The sequence below is a fragment of the Cryobacterium sp. Hh7 genome (assembly GCF_004403155.1).
Taxonomy (GTDB): Bacteria; Actinomycetota; Actinomycetes; order Actinomycetales; family Microbacteriaceae; genus Cryobacterium; species Cryobacterium levicorallinum.
The window spans coordinates 1-14,069 of the sequence record NZ_SOHG01000021.1 but is presented as its reverse complement, the minus strand read 5'-3'; the positions used below and the strand labels follow the sequence as shown (position 1 = coordinate 14,069).

General features: G+C 63.1%; 13 protein-coding genes. 9 read left to right on the top strand and 4 right to left on the bottom strand.

From position 1 onward, the window contains the following. Window positions 1-9 precede the first annotated feature (9 nt). Window positions 10-1,005, bottom strand: a complete 996-nt coding sequence (locus tag E3T43_RS08440) for an aldo/keto reductase family protein (RefSeq protein WP_134472081.1) — start codon at window positions 1,003-1,005, stop codon at window positions 10-12. Between the two features lie 387 nt (window positions 1,006-1,392). Next, window positions 1,393-2,151, bottom strand: coding sequence for a FadR/GntR family transcriptional regulator (locus tag E3T43_RS08435; protein WP_134472080.1), 759 nt, complete (start codon window positions 2,149-2,151; stop codon window positions 1,393-1,395). A gap of 302 nt (window positions 2,152-2,453) precedes the next feature. Here E3T43_RS08435 and E3T43_RS08430 point away from each other — a divergent pair, with 302 nt between their 5' ends. From E3T43_RS08430 to E3T43_RS08390, 9 genes are all read left to right on the top strand, one after another. Beyond that, the gene (locus E3T43_RS08430; protein WP_134472079.1) at window positions 2,454-3,731 is read left to right on the top strand and encodes a sugar ABC transporter substrate-binding protein; all 1,278 of its coding nucleotides are present in this window, start codon (window positions 2,454-2,456) and stop codon (window positions 3,729-3,731) included. A gap of 119 nt (window positions 3,732-3,850) precedes the next feature. Then, window positions 3,851-4,777: a carbohydrate ABC transporter permease gene (locus E3T43_RS08425; protein ID WP_134472078.1), complete on the top strand. Its 927-nt coding sequence runs from the start codon at window positions 3,851-3,853 to the stop codon at window positions 4,775-4,777. Then, on the top strand, window positions 4,774-5,619 hold the full coding sequence (locus E3T43_RS08420) for a carbohydrate ABC transporter permease (RefSeq protein WP_241978881.1): 846 nt from the start codon (window positions 4,774-4,776) through the stop codon (window positions 5,617-5,619). The genes E3T43_RS08425 and E3T43_RS08420 overlap by 4 nt, the downstream gene beginning before the upstream one ends. Before the next feature lie 46 nt (window positions 5,620-5,665). Beyond that, window positions 5,666-7,618: a glycoside hydrolase family 127 protein gene (locus tag E3T43_RS08415; protein WP_134472077.1), complete on the top strand. Its 1,953-nt coding sequence runs from the start codon at window positions 5,666-5,668 to the stop codon at window positions 7,616-7,618. Further along, entirely contained in the window at window positions 7,615-8,574 is a 960-nt protein-coding gene (locus tag E3T43_RS08410) for a sugar phosphate isomerase/epimerase (protein WP_241978880.1), read from the top strand. The genes E3T43_RS08415 and E3T43_RS08410 overlap by 4 nt, the downstream gene beginning before the upstream one ends. 72 nt (window positions 8,575-8,646) lie before the next feature. Then, entirely contained in the window at window positions 8,647-9,609 is a 963-nt protein-coding gene (locus E3T43_RS08405) for a 3-hydroxyacyl-CoA dehydrogenase family protein (protein ID WP_134472075.1), read from the top strand. Between the two features lie 53 nt (window positions 9,610-9,662). After that, entirely contained in the window at window positions 9,663-11,417 is a 1,755-nt protein-coding gene (locus tag E3T43_RS08400; protein ID WP_134472074.1) for a dihydroxyacetone kinase family protein, read from the top strand. 9 nt (window positions 11,418-11,426) lie between these two features. Further along, window positions 11,427-11,891 carry a ribose-5-phosphate isomerase gene (locus E3T43_RS08395; RefSeq protein WP_134472073.1) on the top strand — a complete coding sequence of 155 codons (465 nt, stop codon included), beginning with the start codon at window positions 11,427-11,429 and terminating at the stop codon, window positions 11,889-11,891. A 30-nt stretch (window positions 11,892-11,921) separates the two neighbouring features. After that, window positions 11,922-12,671 carry a triose-phosphate isomerase family protein gene (locus E3T43_RS08390; RefSeq protein WP_241978879.1) on the top strand — a complete coding sequence of 250 codons (750 nt, stop codon included), beginning with the start codon at window positions 11,922-11,924 and terminating at the stop codon, window positions 12,669-12,671. 41 nt (window positions 12,672-12,712) lie between these two features. Here E3T43_RS08390 and E3T43_RS08385 read toward each other — a convergent pair whose 3' ends face one another. Together E3T43_RS08385 and E3T43_RS08380 are read right to left on the bottom strand one after the other, a co-directional pair. After that, a complete protein-coding gene (locus E3T43_RS08385; protein WP_370449914.1) occupies window positions 12,713-13,816 on the bottom strand; it encodes an IS1595 family transposase in 1,104 nt (367 codons plus the stop codon). A 51-nt stretch (window positions 13,817-13,867) separates the two neighbouring features. Continuing rightward, on the bottom strand, window positions 13,868-14,069 hold a 202-nt coding region (locus tag E3T43_RS08380; protein WP_166791275.1), incomplete at its 5' end, for a substrate-binding domain-containing protein.

Below are 14,069 nucleotides of genomic sequence, written 5' to 3'. Positions count from 1 at the left end.
CCCACGCTCCTAGACGCGCTGGAGGAAAGACTCCACCTTCGCGGGGTCGCGCTCGATGACTTCGCCCAGGGCGCCGTCGATCAGTTCCAGCGTTTCCTGGTCAAGGATTAAGTCGGTGGCTTTGACGGTTTCGTCGAGCTGCCCAGGGCGGCTTGCGCCGACAATGGCCGCGGAGACGTTGTGGTTGGTCAGTACCCAAGCCACGGCAAGGGTAGCCAGCGGCACGCCGAGGTCGGCGGCGATCGGTTTGAGCCTCTCAACTCGTTCGACGATCGCCGGCTGCATGAATTTGTGTTCTGTCTTCAGGCCGCCGTCATCGGCGCTGAAACGGCTTCCGGCCGGGACGGTGGAAGCGCCATACTTGCCGCTCAGCACGCCTTGGGCCAGCGGCGACCAGCACACCTGAGTGATCCCGAGCTCCTCGCAGGCCGGGATCACCTCGGCCTCGATGACTCGCCAGAGCATGTTGTATTGCGGCTGGCTGGAGACGAGCTGGATTCCCAGCTCGTCAGCCAAAGCGGCGCCGGCGCGGATCTCTTCCACCGTCCATTCCGAGACGCCGATGTAGTGGGCCTTCCCGGCACGAACTATGTCCGAGAAGGCACCCATTGTTTCGGTCAGCGGGGTCTCGTAGTCGTAGCGGTGCGCCTGGTAGACATCGACGTAGTCTGTTTGCAGCCGGCGCAGCGAGCCGTTTATGGACTCCATGACGTGTTTGCGGGATAAGCCGCGGTCATTCCTGCCGGGGCCGGTGGGGAAGAACGCTTTCGTCATGACCTCTATGCCCTCGCGACGCACGCCGTTGAGGGCTTGCCCAAGCATGGTCTCTCCCTTGGTGCCCGCGTAGGCGTCGGCGGTGTCGAAGGTGGTGATGCCCAGGTCCAGGGCTTTGCGAACGCAGGAGGTGGCGACATCCTGGTCCACGGTTTCGCCGTGGGTTGCCCAGTTGCCCAGAGCAATGGCGCTGACGTACATGCCGCTGTTGCCGAGTTTTCTGTAGTCCATGAAGTTTTCCTTTCAGAGGGTGCCGGGGTGTCCGACGGGTCCTGGCGAGTCCGAGCCGGCGGGTGTTGCGCGCAGTGCGCGGGCTCAGAGCACCCCGACCGAAAGAAAGCCGACGGGCATGTCACCTCGTCAGTCGCACGAGGTCATTCCGCAAGCGCCGTATCCACGGTGGAGTGAGATCAATCTCGTGGCGCCGGGCCGTGAGAGCGTGAGAGAATAGGTAATGCCACCGCAGCCTGCCTTCTGCGCCATGCTGCATAGAGCTTAGATCAACTGAATCGCCGAAGGGGGAGCGGCCCCAAGGCCCCGCCTCGGCGTGTACGGCCAGGGTGTCGATCAGACGGGGCAAAGGAATGTCTATCGCAACGGCACTAAACCAGGGGAACGTTAGGTGGCCCCATTTTGGATTGCGGCCGCCGCCCGAAGATCGTTCCGCGTGTGGATGAGATGCTTGCGCATGCTCGTGGCGGCGCCGCGAACATCGCGAGAACTGATCTTTTCAAAAATTTCCCCGTGCTGCTCGATCAACGACTCGATGTCGTCGGCTTTGCTCCGATAGCCGCGGATGCTCTGCAAGCGACTGTGGTGCAGCGGCTCTTCCATGCCTTCGACCAGGAAGTTCAACATCCTGTTCCCACTGGCAGAAGCCACAGCAGCATGGAATCGAACGTCCGCGTCGTTGAACGCATCCTCGTCGTTGACAAACCGACGCATTGCTTCGAGGGACATCTCCAACAAAGCGAGGTCTGCCCTCGTCGCATGCTGGGCAGCCAGCTGAGCAGAATGAACCTCGATCGCAAGCCGCACCTCAAGCAGCTCAAGCAAGCCCCGCGGATCCCTGCGCACCGAGGCCGAGAAGAAATCGCGGAGCGGAACGGCATTTGGATGTGCCACGACGGGTCGACGGCCGTGACGAACTTCGATAAGGCCACGCGCCTCAAGGGCACGGATCCCTTCTCGGACGGTCAGGCGACTCACGCCAAGGCTCCCCGCAAGCTCGCTTTCCGACGGCAGCGAATCTCCCGGCTCTACACCACCGCCGAAGATCAATTGCAAAACATGCTGCACGACGGCATGCGATGCAAGCTGACCGGCGCCGCGGTCGCCCGCGGAGGTCGGCTCTTCCATCTGATCTATGGATGTCATGCATCTAGTCTGCCAGAAAGCGCGCGTTCATGTAAGAAAAATCTTGCAACTCATCAGATAAGTCAGCGTGCTGTGAGTCCCGTTCGTAATGGGACCTGCCGCGAAAATGGCATAAATTTGCCACGCAGCAGAAGAAAACGAGTGAGAGTGGCGAGAACTCGTCCACGATTCTTGCCTAACTAGTCTGACTAGTGTTAGGTTCAGTCGCGAGTCGCGATGTAGCTTCCTCTCTGCTGCGCGCGGATTGACCACTACTAACTAGCTGCGGCATTGGCGCTGTGGCAAAGAAATGGAATCTCAACATGAGCAGCATCTCTCGTAAGCGAACTGCCTTAGTGGCGAGCACCCTCTTCGGCGCTCTCGCTCTCACTTCGTGTGCAAGCGGTGGCGGTGAACAGCCCGCCGCGTCAAACGAATCGATCAGCATGTGGGCGCGCGCCGCAACCGCCAGCCAGAGCCAGGCGCTCGTCGACGCGTACAATAAGTCGCACGATCAGAAGGTCGAGCTGACGGTCGTCCCAACCGACAGCTACCTTCAGAAGGTCGGCGTCGCTGCCGGGGCCGATCAGCTTCCCTGCGTGATGGCATCCGATGTGGTGTACATGCCCAACTTCGTGACCAAGAACCTGTATGTCGACATCACCGACCGAGTTGAAGCGCTCGATTTCGCCGACGAGCTCGCTCAGGGCCACATTAACCTCGCCAGCGAAGACGGCAAGATCTATGGCGTACCGCACAACGTGGCCGTTTCAGCGATTTTCCAGAACGACGTCCTCCTCGAGAAGGCAGGCATCGACCCGACGAAGAAACTGGCAAGCCTCGAAGAGCTCGCCTCGAACGCCGCAAAGGTGGCGGCCCTCGGTGGCGATTACTCTGGCCTGTACTACACAGGCAACAACGCGGGCAGCATATCGTTCACGCACTTCCCGGCTATCTGGGCCTCTGGCGGCGAGGCCATTTCCGAAGACGGCACTGAGTCTCTGCTGGATTCGGAAGAGTCCGTCGCGGTCTTCGACGCTTTCAACAAGATGTTTGCCTCGGGCGCCAGTCCTGACAGCGTTCGTAACGAATCTGGTGCCACAAGGAACGAAGTCTTCGGGACCGGCAACGTGGGCTACGTCCTCGCTAGCAACTCCGTGCTCGAGACGGTTCCCGAAACGGAAGCCTTGAAGATCGGCGTGCAGGGAATTCCCGGCGTCGGTGGCGGCGAGAGCGCGTATGTGGGTGGGGATGCCGTCGGTATCAGTTCCTCCTGCAAAGACGTCGACGGAGCCTGGGACTTCCTCTCCTGGACGATCGGTGAAGAGGCACAGGTCGATGTCTTTGCGAAGATGAACCAGCTCACGGTGCGCGCCGACCTTGCGGACAACCAGTACGCAGCGGCAGACCCACGGGTCGTCAAGCTTAACGAATTGGTCGGCATCGGCGACACACCAAAGGCGCTCAACTACGGCCAGACCTTCAACGACCCCAACGGTCCCGCGCTGAGCGCGTTCCGTGAGGCGCTGTTCGGAACGGACGCAGAGGCAGCCCTCTCCGACGCGAACGACGCGATCTCCTCGTCCCTCGCTGGCAACTAACGCGGATCGGACCCCGCCCACGTCCGGGCGGGGTCCATTCCGGGCCTCTGATCGGGTCCCGTCCGCGTCCGGTTCGATTCCGGACCCTTCGACTACCGCCTATCACCAGGAGCCACGTTATGGCGACAACAACGCTAACCAATCCGCCGAAGTGGCAGAAGTCATTCGCGACCAAGGCCCGGCGCGAGCAAGCAGCGGGGGCGCTTTACGCGCTGCCGGCCGCGATCTTCGTGATCATTCTGTTCGCCGTGCCGCTCGCGCTCGCATTTTGGATGTCCCTCAACGACTGGCCGCTGATCGGCGAGCCAGTGTTCAACGCGCCGGACAACTACATAGCGATCGGCTCGAATACACTGTTCATCGACTCGATCCTCTTCACCCTGAAGTACACACTGATCATCACGGTGATCTTCCTGGTTGTCTCGCTCGCGCTCGCCCTGTTGGTACAGAACGCGCGACCCGGCGTGGGATTCTTTCGCACAGCCTTCCTGCTTCCCGCCGCCGTCGGCCTGGCGTCTTCGTCGCTCCTCTTCTATGCGTTGTACAACAACGAGTTCGGTCCGCTTGACGACATTCTCCGCTCGCTTGGCTTGTTGCAGGGCAACGCCGACTTCCTCGGCACGCCGGACAATGCCTTCGCGTCGACGGTTGTGATGGTCACTTGGCGTTTCGCCGGGTTCAACATGATCATTCTGCTGACAGGACTGCAAGCAATTCCTCTTGAGGTCTACGAGGCCTCCCGGACCGACGGCGCCGGCTGGTGGCAGACGCTCTGGCACGTCACCCTGCCCTTGCTCAAACCCACCATCCTTCTCATCCTGGTGCTCAGCATCACAGGCTCCCTCCTCGCCTTCGAGCCGTTCTACGTGTTGACCGCGGGCGGACCGAGCAATAGCACCGTGACCATGGTGATGGCGATGTTCCGCGAGGCATTCACGATGTTCGACCTTGGCAGTGCGGCGGCCATCGCGATCGTCCTTCTCGTCTCCTTGGTCGTTATCAACGCAGCCCAGCTGTACTTCTTCCGCGAAAGGAACCCCAAGTGAAAAACCCTCGCGTGAGCGGAAAAACCCGCCGCGGGCTCGGCAATTCCGGCTTTTACAGCGTCTCTATCGTCCTAGCGGTACTCTTCCTGGGACCCCTGGTGTGGGCGTTCTTCACGTCGGTCTACGGATCGCGTGCCACCGGAGGTGAAGCAGGCTTCGGCCTAGACAATTACAACCGCCTCATCGAATACGGTGTCGGTCTAGGCCAGTACGTCTGGAACAGCACAGTGGTGACCACCATCACCGTCGTCGGAACGCTCCTCATCACAGTTCTTGCCGGGTACGCCCTCGCCCGGTTCAACTTCCCCGGCAAGAACCTCCTGTTCCTTGGAGCACTCGCCATCCTGATGATCCCGCACCCGACGATCCTCGTGCCGCTCTACACGATGCTCGGCTGGTTCGGCATGCAGAACTCACTCCTGGCCGTCGCCCTCGTGCTCATCATGTTCCAGCTGCCGTTCGGCCTCTTCATGATGCGCAACGCCTTCGAGGGTCTTCCCAAGGAACTCGAGGAGGCTGCGCTCATCGATGGCTGCACCAGCCTCGGCGCGTTACGCCGGATCCTTCTGCGCGCCGTCACCCCGGCGATGGTCACCGTCGGCATGTTCGCCTTCCTCGCCTCGTGGAACGAATTCCTCACCCCGCTGATCTTCCTGACCGAGGGAACTAACTTCACCCTTCCGGTGGCGCTGGTGAGCCTCAGAAGCGGTGAAATGGGCACGATCGATCTCGGCGCGCTTCAGGCCGGCATCGTCGTCACGGCCATCCCTTGCCTGCTGGTCTTCACCCTCTTGCAGCGCCACTACGTGCGCGGGTTCACCGCAGGCGCAGTCCGTGGCTGACCCTCTCCCGCATCGCTTCCTCACTTCCCGACCTAGGAGTTTTGACATGACAACGACCCTTTCCGCCGCAGTGCCCGTGGACCCGCGAACCTCGAGTGGCGCGTTGCGACCGCTGGCGCTCACGGACTACCGAATTAGCGGGGGCTTCTGGGCCGACCGGCAGCGGCTCAACCGGGAATCGATCATCCCCCACTGCGATAACTCACTCGAGCGAGTGGGTTGGATCGAGAATTTCCGTGCGGCGGCCAGAAGCACCCTTGCGACCGAGCGCGTCGGCCGCTTGTTCACGGATTCCGAGATTTATAAGACCATCGAGGCTATGGCCTGGGAAAACGCGCGGGAATCAGCGCCCGAGTTCACAGAACGCATCGTCGCGCTGACAGAGCTGCTCCAAGCGGCCCAGGCAAGTGATGGATACCTGAACACATACTACGGATACGACGGTGGACCGGACCGGTACAGCGACATGGAGTGGGGCCACGAGCTCTACTGCTTTGGGCACCTGCTCCAGGCAGCCGTCGCAGCCATTCGCACAGGTGGTCCGGAGGACCTGATCGATATCGCTCGCCGCGTCGCCGACCACATTTGCGCGGAGTTCGGCGAGGACGGTAGGCAGACCATCGACGGCCACCCCGAGATCGAAACCGCACTCGTGGAGCTGTACCGATCGACCGGTGAGCATCGATACCTCGAGCAGGCGCGGATCTTCGTCGAACGACGGGGCCACAAGACGCTGGGCGACACCATGTTCAAGGGCCGCGACTACTACCAGGACAATGTGCCGGTCCGGGATGCCGCGGTACTCGTCGGTCACTCGGTGCGGGCGCTGTACCTGGCCGCCGGCGCCATCGACGTCGCCGTGGAAACGGGCGACGTGGCCCTGATGAGTGCCGTCAAGGCCCAATACGACCGCACGCTCGACAGGCGCACCTACCTTACCGGGGGCATGGGCTCGAACCACCATGGTGAAACCTACGGCGATGATTTCGAACTTCCCAGCGAACGTGCGTATGCGGAGACCTGTGCCGCCGTAGCGTCAGTACACGTGGCCTGGCGGCTGCTCCTCGCCACCGGCGAAACACGCTACGCCGACCTGATCGAGCGCACGCTGTACAACAGCATTGTGTCGTCCCCTTCGGCAGACGGCCGCTCGTTCTTCTATGTCAACGCCCTACAGCGACGTGCGCCCGGAATCGATCCGGAGCCCGGCGTGCCGAGCTTGCGCCGAACCGACGGCACCCGGGCCGAATGGTTCACCACCTCGTGCTGCCCCACGAACCTGGCCCGCACCCTCGCGAGCCTCGGCGGATATCTTGCAACGACCGATGACGACGGCATCCAGATCCACCAATACGCCGCCGGCGCCCTCGACACCGCGTTCGGAAACCGCCGGGCACGACTCGACGTCACAACCACCTACCCCAACGACGGCGTCATCACAGTGACGGTCGCCGAGACCGACGGCGAGGAGTGGACGCTGAGCCTCCGCGTGCCCGCCTGGAGTAAGGAGGCGAAGCTGACCGTCGCCGGCGAGGAGAAGCTCGTCATTTCGGGCACCGTCAGCGTCACTCGTGCCTGGAAAACGGGCGACACGGTGGAGCTGAGGCTCGACATGCGCCCCCGGTTCGTCTACGCCGATCCGCGGATCGACGATGTGCGCGGTTGCGCAGCAGTCGAGCGAGGACCCCTCGTCTACGCGCTGGAATCGCCTGACCAGCCTGAGCTGGACCTTGACTTGGTGACGATCGACACGTCCGCCGGTCTTCACGATTCAGCCTCAGATGTCGGCCTCGAGGGCATCGTCCCGCTTCTGGCACGCGGGGCGGAGCGGGCGATCGACCACGATGACTGGCCGTACTCCGGGGCAGTCCCGAAGGGAACAAACCGCCCGGTCGAGTTCACCCTTATCCCTTATTACAGCTGGGCGAACCGCGGAGCGTCGACGATGCGCGTATGGATCCCGCGCCTCGACGTCGCCGAAGCCGAGGTGACCAAGTGAATGGCGTACCCGGCATCGAAGCCCCACTCAACCGCGAGAATTGGCCGATCGCGGCAGCGATGATCAACTTTGGATCGACCGACGCGGCCGGGACTTCTGTACAGGAGCAGACCGCCGAGCAGTGGGCCGGGACTCTCCGGCAGGTCTCGGACGCTGGCTTCCAGCACGTAGACCCGACGGATTCCTGGTTGCGGGTCGCCGACCTCAGTGCCGACCGGCGGGTTGAGTTCGCTGACGTGCTCAAGGATGTCGGACTCGGCATGGTGTCACTGTCCACCGCCAGAAGGAGTGTCATTGACCCGGAGAGTGGCGACGACAATCTGGCATACAGCCACCGTGTCATCGACGTCGCCGCAGAACTCGGCGTCAGTACGGTGTCGTTCGGACTCATGCGCGCCCTCACTGCCGCGCAGGCCGCCGCCGTGTGGTTCTGGACTGCGCAGGGCGCCGTCGACCCCGACGACGCATCGGTCTGGCGCCGCGCCGTCGAGCGATTCCGCGAGCTGGGCGAGCACGCCGAATCCGTGGGAGTATCACTGGCACTGGAAATGTATGAGGACACCTACCTGGGCAGTGCCGACAGCGCGGTGAAATTGGTGCAGGACATCGGTCACTCGTCGGTCGGACTCAACCCTGACCTCGGAAACCTGCTGCGGTTGCACCGCCCCGTCGAACGATGGCAGGAAATGGTTGCGAAAACCCTGCCGTACGCCTCCTACTGGCACGTCAAGAGCTACTACCGCAGTGAGGATGCGACCACCGGGCACATCGCAACGATGCCGGCGCCGATGGAATCCGGAGTGATCAACTACCGCGAGGCAGTGTCCTTCGCGATCGCCGAAGGCTACCGGGGAGCGTTTTGCGTGGAGCACTACGGGGGGGACGGCCTCGGCGTCAGCGCGGCCAACCGCGACTATCTTCGGCGCATCCTTCCATCAGAAGCCGTATCCCGCTGACCACCGTACGGCCACAACGATCCAGGCGATGCGACGCCATCGCTGTCCCGATTCACAAGGAAGAAGTAAACGATGATTGAACGAATCCAAACCGTGGCCGTTATCGGCGCTGGCTATATGGGTGGCGGGATCGCCCAGTCGCTGGCGTCAGCGGGATTTGCGGTGACCATCGCCGACGTGTCCGCCGAAGCGTCGCGAGCCCAGCTCGAACGCCTCCTCACGGAGTCGCAGCAGTTCGAGGATCAGGGCCTCTTCGCGCAGGGAAGCACCGAGACGGTTCGGACCAATCTCCGCGCGGCCGACACGATCGAGGAAGCCGTCGCCGGAGTGGACTTCGTGGAGGAAGCCGTCACGGAGATCGTGGCGGTCAAGCACGAGGTACTTCGCCGCGTCAGCGCTGCAGCTAGAGGTGACGCGATCATTGGCAGCAACACATCGACGATCCCGGTGCGGGTACTTGAGTCGGCCGTTGAACATCCAGAACGCTTCCTCACCGTGCACTGGAGCAACCCGGCTCCGTTCATCCCGGGCGTCGAACTAGTCGCGGGAGAGCAGACCGACCGCGCCCTCATCCCGGTCGTAAAGGAGATGCTTGCCCGTGCGGGCCGCTCTAGCGCCCTTGTTGCCGATGTGCCCGGCTTTGTACTGAACCGGCTGCAATACGTGCTCCTCAAGGAAGCGATGTCAATCGTCGAAGAGGGCATTGCGACTCCGGAAGATGTCGACACCATCGTCAGTTCCACATTCGGCTTCCGGCTTGCCTTCTTTGGCCCGTTCGCGATCGCAGACATGGCCGGCCTCGACGTCTATGCCAACGGGTTCCGCACACTGGGAGAAGAATTCGGCCCGCGTCTTGCCACTCCGAAGATGCTGGAGGACGCGGTCAAAGCCGGCAGGCACGGGACCAAGAACGGAGCCGGTCTCACCGGCAATTTCGCACCAGAGCAGGTGGAAGCTCTCGTCGCATACCGAAGCGAGGCCTACAGCAGGCTCGCCCAGCTCGTGCGGGAACTCGGACCTTCACCGATCCACTAACCGCCAAGCCCCGACCAATACGTCGATGACTCGCACCTCACCGGAAGGCCCGTATGACCCGCTTGTTCAATAACCCTGTCTCCTTCGCCGACGAGCTCACAGCCGGATTCGTGGCTGCTAACCGCCGCTGGGTGCGCGCGGTGACAGGTGGCGTCGTGCGGCGAGACCGCGTGGCTGCGGGTCACGTCGCACTAGTTGTCGGTGGCGGCTCAGGCCACTATCCCGCTTTCGGCGGGCTGGTCGGTCCCGGCCTCGCTGCCGGCGCGGCCATGGGCAACCTGTTCGCGTCGCCGTCGAGCCAGCAGGTATACAGCGTCGCCCGGTCTGCAGCCGACTCCGGCGGAGTCCTGCTCTGCTACGGCAACTACGCCGGCGACGTGCTCAACTTCGACCAGGCCGAACAGCGCCTCAAAGGGGAAGGCATCGACTGCAGGACCGTCGTGGTAACAGACGATATCTCGAGCGCATCAGTGGCCGAGAAGAACAAGAGACGCGGCATCGCCGGCGGCCTCGTGGTGTACAAGGTTGCCGGCGCTGCAGCCGAAGCGGGGCTCGGACTGGATGACGTCGAACGCATCGCCCGCCATGCCAACGACCGAACGCGCAGCTTCGGAGTAGCCTTCTCCGGATGCACTCTCCCCGGTTCAGCCACACCGCTCTTCGATGTGCCGTCCGGCCGCATGGCTGTGGGAATGGGCATTCACGGCGAGCCGGGGATCGACGAGGCCGAAGTGCCCAGTGCCGACGAACTCGCTGCACTTTTCGTATCAACCCTGCTGGCCGAACTTCCCGCCGGGGTCGACAACGCATCCGATCAGCGCGTCGCACTCATCCTCAACGGTCTCGGTTCCGTGAAGTACGAGGAGTTGTTTGTGGTGTACCGCCGTGTCGAGCAGCTGCTCGATGCCGCCGGTGTGACCGTCGTAGACCCCGAGGTGGGAGAACTCGTCACCAGCTTCGACATGGCTGGAGTCTCTCTGACCTTGGCGTGGCTCGACGAGGAGCTGGAAGAATACTGGCTCGCCGGGGCCGACAGCCCGGCATACCGCAAGGGCGGCGTCGCTGCAGGAGCTCCCGACTGGAGCACGAGGTCCGCCGTAGTCGGGATGGATGGTGGCAACATTGAAGAGATTCCGGCGGCGACCGACGTCTCCCGCGAAGTTGCACGCCTGATCACCACCGCGCTGCGAGCAGTGACACAGACGATCGATGAAAACGCCGGTGTACTCGGGCAGATGGATGCCGTCGCCGGCGACGGCGACCACGGAATCGGCATGCAGCGCGGCGCGACGGCCGCTCGATCCGCCGGTGAAGCGGCCGCCGAGCGCGGCGCCGGCGCGGCGACGGTGCTCACATCCGCGGGTGACGCGTGGGCCGACCGCGCTGGGGGCACGTCCGGCGCGCTCTGGGGCCGAGCTTTGAGGACACTGGGCGAACAGTTCGGCGACGAACAGGAGGTTACCGGGCAGGGGGTGGCGCAGGCGATGCGGGCAGCGAGTGACTGCATCCGGTCATTCGGGCATGCCGAGATCGGGGACAAGACGATGGTCGATGCCATTGTGCCGTTCGTGGACTCGCTGGAGGAGGCGGTTGGCGCTGGGACACCTTTAGCTGAGGCTTGGCTCCTAGCCTCGCAAGCGGCGACCGAAGCCGCTGCGGCCACCAGAGCGCTGGTACCGCGCATCGGCCGCGCCCGCCCGCACGCGCAGAAGAGCGTGGGCACCCCGGATCCCGGCGCCCATTCCTTTGCGCTGATCGTGACCGCCGTGTCCGGCGTGATCGCCGGCCGACACAACACTGAGAAGTAGGAGACGCACATGAAGTCACTAAGAATCGTCATCGGGTCGGATGACGCCGGATACGACTACAAGGAGGTCCTGAAGAAAGACCTGCAGGATAGTGACCTTGTCGCATCCGTGATCGATGTCGGGGTTAACGCCGACAGCCACACCGCATACCCGCACGTGGCGATACAAGCGGCGGAAATGGTGGCCAGGGGCGAAGCGGACCGTGCGCTCCTGATCTGCGGAACAGGTCTGGGCGTGGCCATCGCCGCCAACAAGGTGACCGGCATCCGCGCGGTTACCGCGCACGACAGTTATTCGGTAGAACGCGCGGTACTCTCAAACGACGCTCAGGTACTGACTTTCGGGCAGCGCGTTGTGGGCATTGAACTCGCTAGGCGACTCGCGCGCGAATGGCTGAGCTATCGTTTCGACACGTCCAGCGCGTCGAACGACAAGGTTTGCGCCATCACCGACTACGAGAAGGCCGGCGTATAAGCGATGACGCCCGGACCGTTCACCGTCGGTGTGAGCACCAAGATGTATTTCGGGCAGGCCCGGACCATTGAATGGATGCGATCAGTCGCCGAGATAGCGCGCACGCATCCGGCCATACAGTCCGGTGTGCTCGAGCTCTTCGTGCTGCCCTCATTCCCGTTACTCCCATCGGTACTCGATCTGGCAGAGGGCACGGGGATCCGTGTCGGCGCGCAGAACATCGCCGTTGAGGATTCCGGCGCGTTCACAGGTGAGGTCAGCGGCGCGTTGCTGGCCGAGATGGGCGTCAGCCTTGCCGAGGTCGGGCATGCGGAGCGGCGGCGACTCTTCGGTGAGACCCCCGCTATCGTCACTGCGAAGACGCGAGCCGCGTTGAGGAACGGGCTGACTCCTGTGTTGTGCATCGGTGAGGAGACAGCGGGATCACCTAAGGACGCAGCCACGGACTGCGTCGGGCAAATCATCGAAGTCTTGGACGGGATAGAGACAGGCGCAGATGTCATCGTCGCCTATGAGCCCCAGTGGGCGATCGGCGCGGTCGAGCCGGCTTCAGTGGAGCACATCTCCGAGGTCTGCGCCAGGCTGCGCGACGTGCTGGAAACCAATTCACATATCCACTCCGGCAGGGTTATCTACGGCGGCAGCGCGGGGCCCGGGCTACTCGGTCGTCTCGGCGCCGGGGTCGATGGTCTCTTCCTCGGCCGGTTCGCGCATGACCCCCGTGCTGTTGCTGCCGTTCTCGACGAGGTCCTCAAGGTCCGCTCCGAGGAAATTCAATAAATGTGCTATCCATGTGAGTGCAGTGGTCGTCCTGCTCCCGATCAACGGGCGTTTTCCGAATGGCGGCCGGCTTCAGGCGGCCCGGCTGTCGAGTCAGGGGTGGCTGAACGCCACGGACGATCTAGCGCCTCGGCGGCGAGCGTGCCCGGCCACTCGCGGGCACCTGGTGGTCGCCCGACACGTCCGGTCGGCTGTGGGTTGGCGACGAGTGCTTTGTAGCTCAGCGGCTTGGTGTTGACCGCTTGTTCGAGCAGTCGCAAGAACAGTAGGCCACGTCGGCGAGCGTGGCGCCGGTTGAACCGTAAGACGAACTCGTTGAGGTAGGACTGCAGATGGTCTGGCTCGACGGCTCCTTGCAGCGTGCCATCGAGCCAGCGCTTGAGCAGGCTGAAGATCCGATGCACGCCCGGCAGTAGTTCGTGCGCCTTCAGCCCGGATCGCTTGACATTGATCGGCTGATGTTCGTATTCCTCGCCCTTCAGAGCGCCGGGGTAGCTGGTGAGCGCGTCGCTGATCACGGTGCTGCCCGGCTCGATGTTCGCGGCCACAAACTCGCGCAGTGACGCCGATGTCGCGTCGGCGATAACGGCCATCCGCACACGCCGGAAGCCTCGTCGTCCCTCTGGCAACCGCTCGATCGCCCCGACAACCAACGTCTTGCCAGCAGTGCCGCGACCGCACTTGCCCGGCTTGTTCTTCCCGTCGATGAAGGTTTCGTCCACCTCCACTTCACCTGATAACTTGTCGCGATCGGACACGACCATGGCCCGCCGGAATCGGTGCAGCCTGACCCAGGCGGTTTGGTAGCTACCCAACCCCAGCACACGCTGCAGGCCCAACGCGCTCGCGCCGTGCTTCTGCACCGTCAACAGCCATGCCGCCTCGAACCAGACCGTCAACGGCGTGCGCGTCCGGTGAAAGATGGTTCCAGCGGTCACGCTGACCCGACGCCTGCAGCCTCCGCAGCTATAGCGCCCATCAGGTAGCCGCCAACTGCGGGATGAGTCGCAGTGAGGGCAGGTGAATCCCTGGGGCCATTGCAACCAGTCCAAGAAGTCCAGACACGCATCGTCGTCTGGAAACCAACTGCGTAGCTCCGCGAGGCTACCTGGATAGTGCAGCCCCGCTTCGGGCCGTTCCAGCATTTCCGCAGTCTACTGCACTTACATGGATAGCCCATTAAATGAATGGTGAGGCTAAGGGCACTGATGTGGGGCCGCGGTGCTGTCGCGCACCACCAGTTCCGGTTGAATGACGGGGATCAGCTCCGCGGGCTCGCCGCCCATCAGCCGAAGCACGCGCTCCACCGCCAGCCGGCCGACCTCGTTGAAGTCGAGCCGAACGGTCGTGAGGCCAGGTTGAAAATAGCGGGCCTCGCTCATGTCGTCGAAGCCGACG

Excerpts from the sequence above, each read along its gene's own strand:
- E3T43_RS08430 (WP_134472079.1), top strand. The coding sequence starts at position 2,454 with ATGAGCAGCATCTCTCGTAAGCGAACTGCCTTAGTGGCGAGCACCCTC.
- E3T43_RS08405 (WP_134472075.1), top strand. The coding sequence starts at position 8,647 with ATGATTGAACGAATCCAAACCGTGGCCGTTATCGGCGCTGGCTATATG.
- E3T43_RS08415 (WP_134472077.1), top strand. The coding sequence starts at position 5,666 with ATGACAACGACCCTTTCCGCCGCAGTGCCCGTGGACCCGCGAACCTCG.
- E3T43_RS08395 (WP_134472073.1), top strand. The coding sequence starts at position 11,427 with ATGAAGTCACTAAGAATCGTCATCGGGTCGGATGACGCCGGATACGAC.
- E3T43_RS08435 (WP_134472080.1), bottom strand. The coding sequence starts at position 2,151 with ATGACATCCATAGATCAGATGGAAGAGCCGACCTCCGCGGGCGACCGC.
- E3T43_RS08425 (WP_134472078.1), top strand. The coding sequence starts at position 3,851 with ATGGCGACAACAACGCTAACCAATCCGCCGAAGTGGCAGAAGTCATTC.
- E3T43_RS08440 (WP_134472081.1), bottom strand. The coding sequence starts at position 1,005 with ATGGACTACAGAAAACTCGGCAACAGCGGCATGTACGTCAGCGCCATT.
- E3T43_RS08400 (WP_134472074.1), top strand. The coding sequence starts at position 9,663 with ATGACCCGCTTGTTCAATAACCCTGTCTCCTTCGCCGACGAGCTCACA.
- E3T43_RS08385 (WP_370449914.1), bottom strand. The coding sequence starts at position 13,816 with ATGCTGGAACGGCCCGAAGCGGGGCTGCACTATCCAGGTAGCCTCGCG.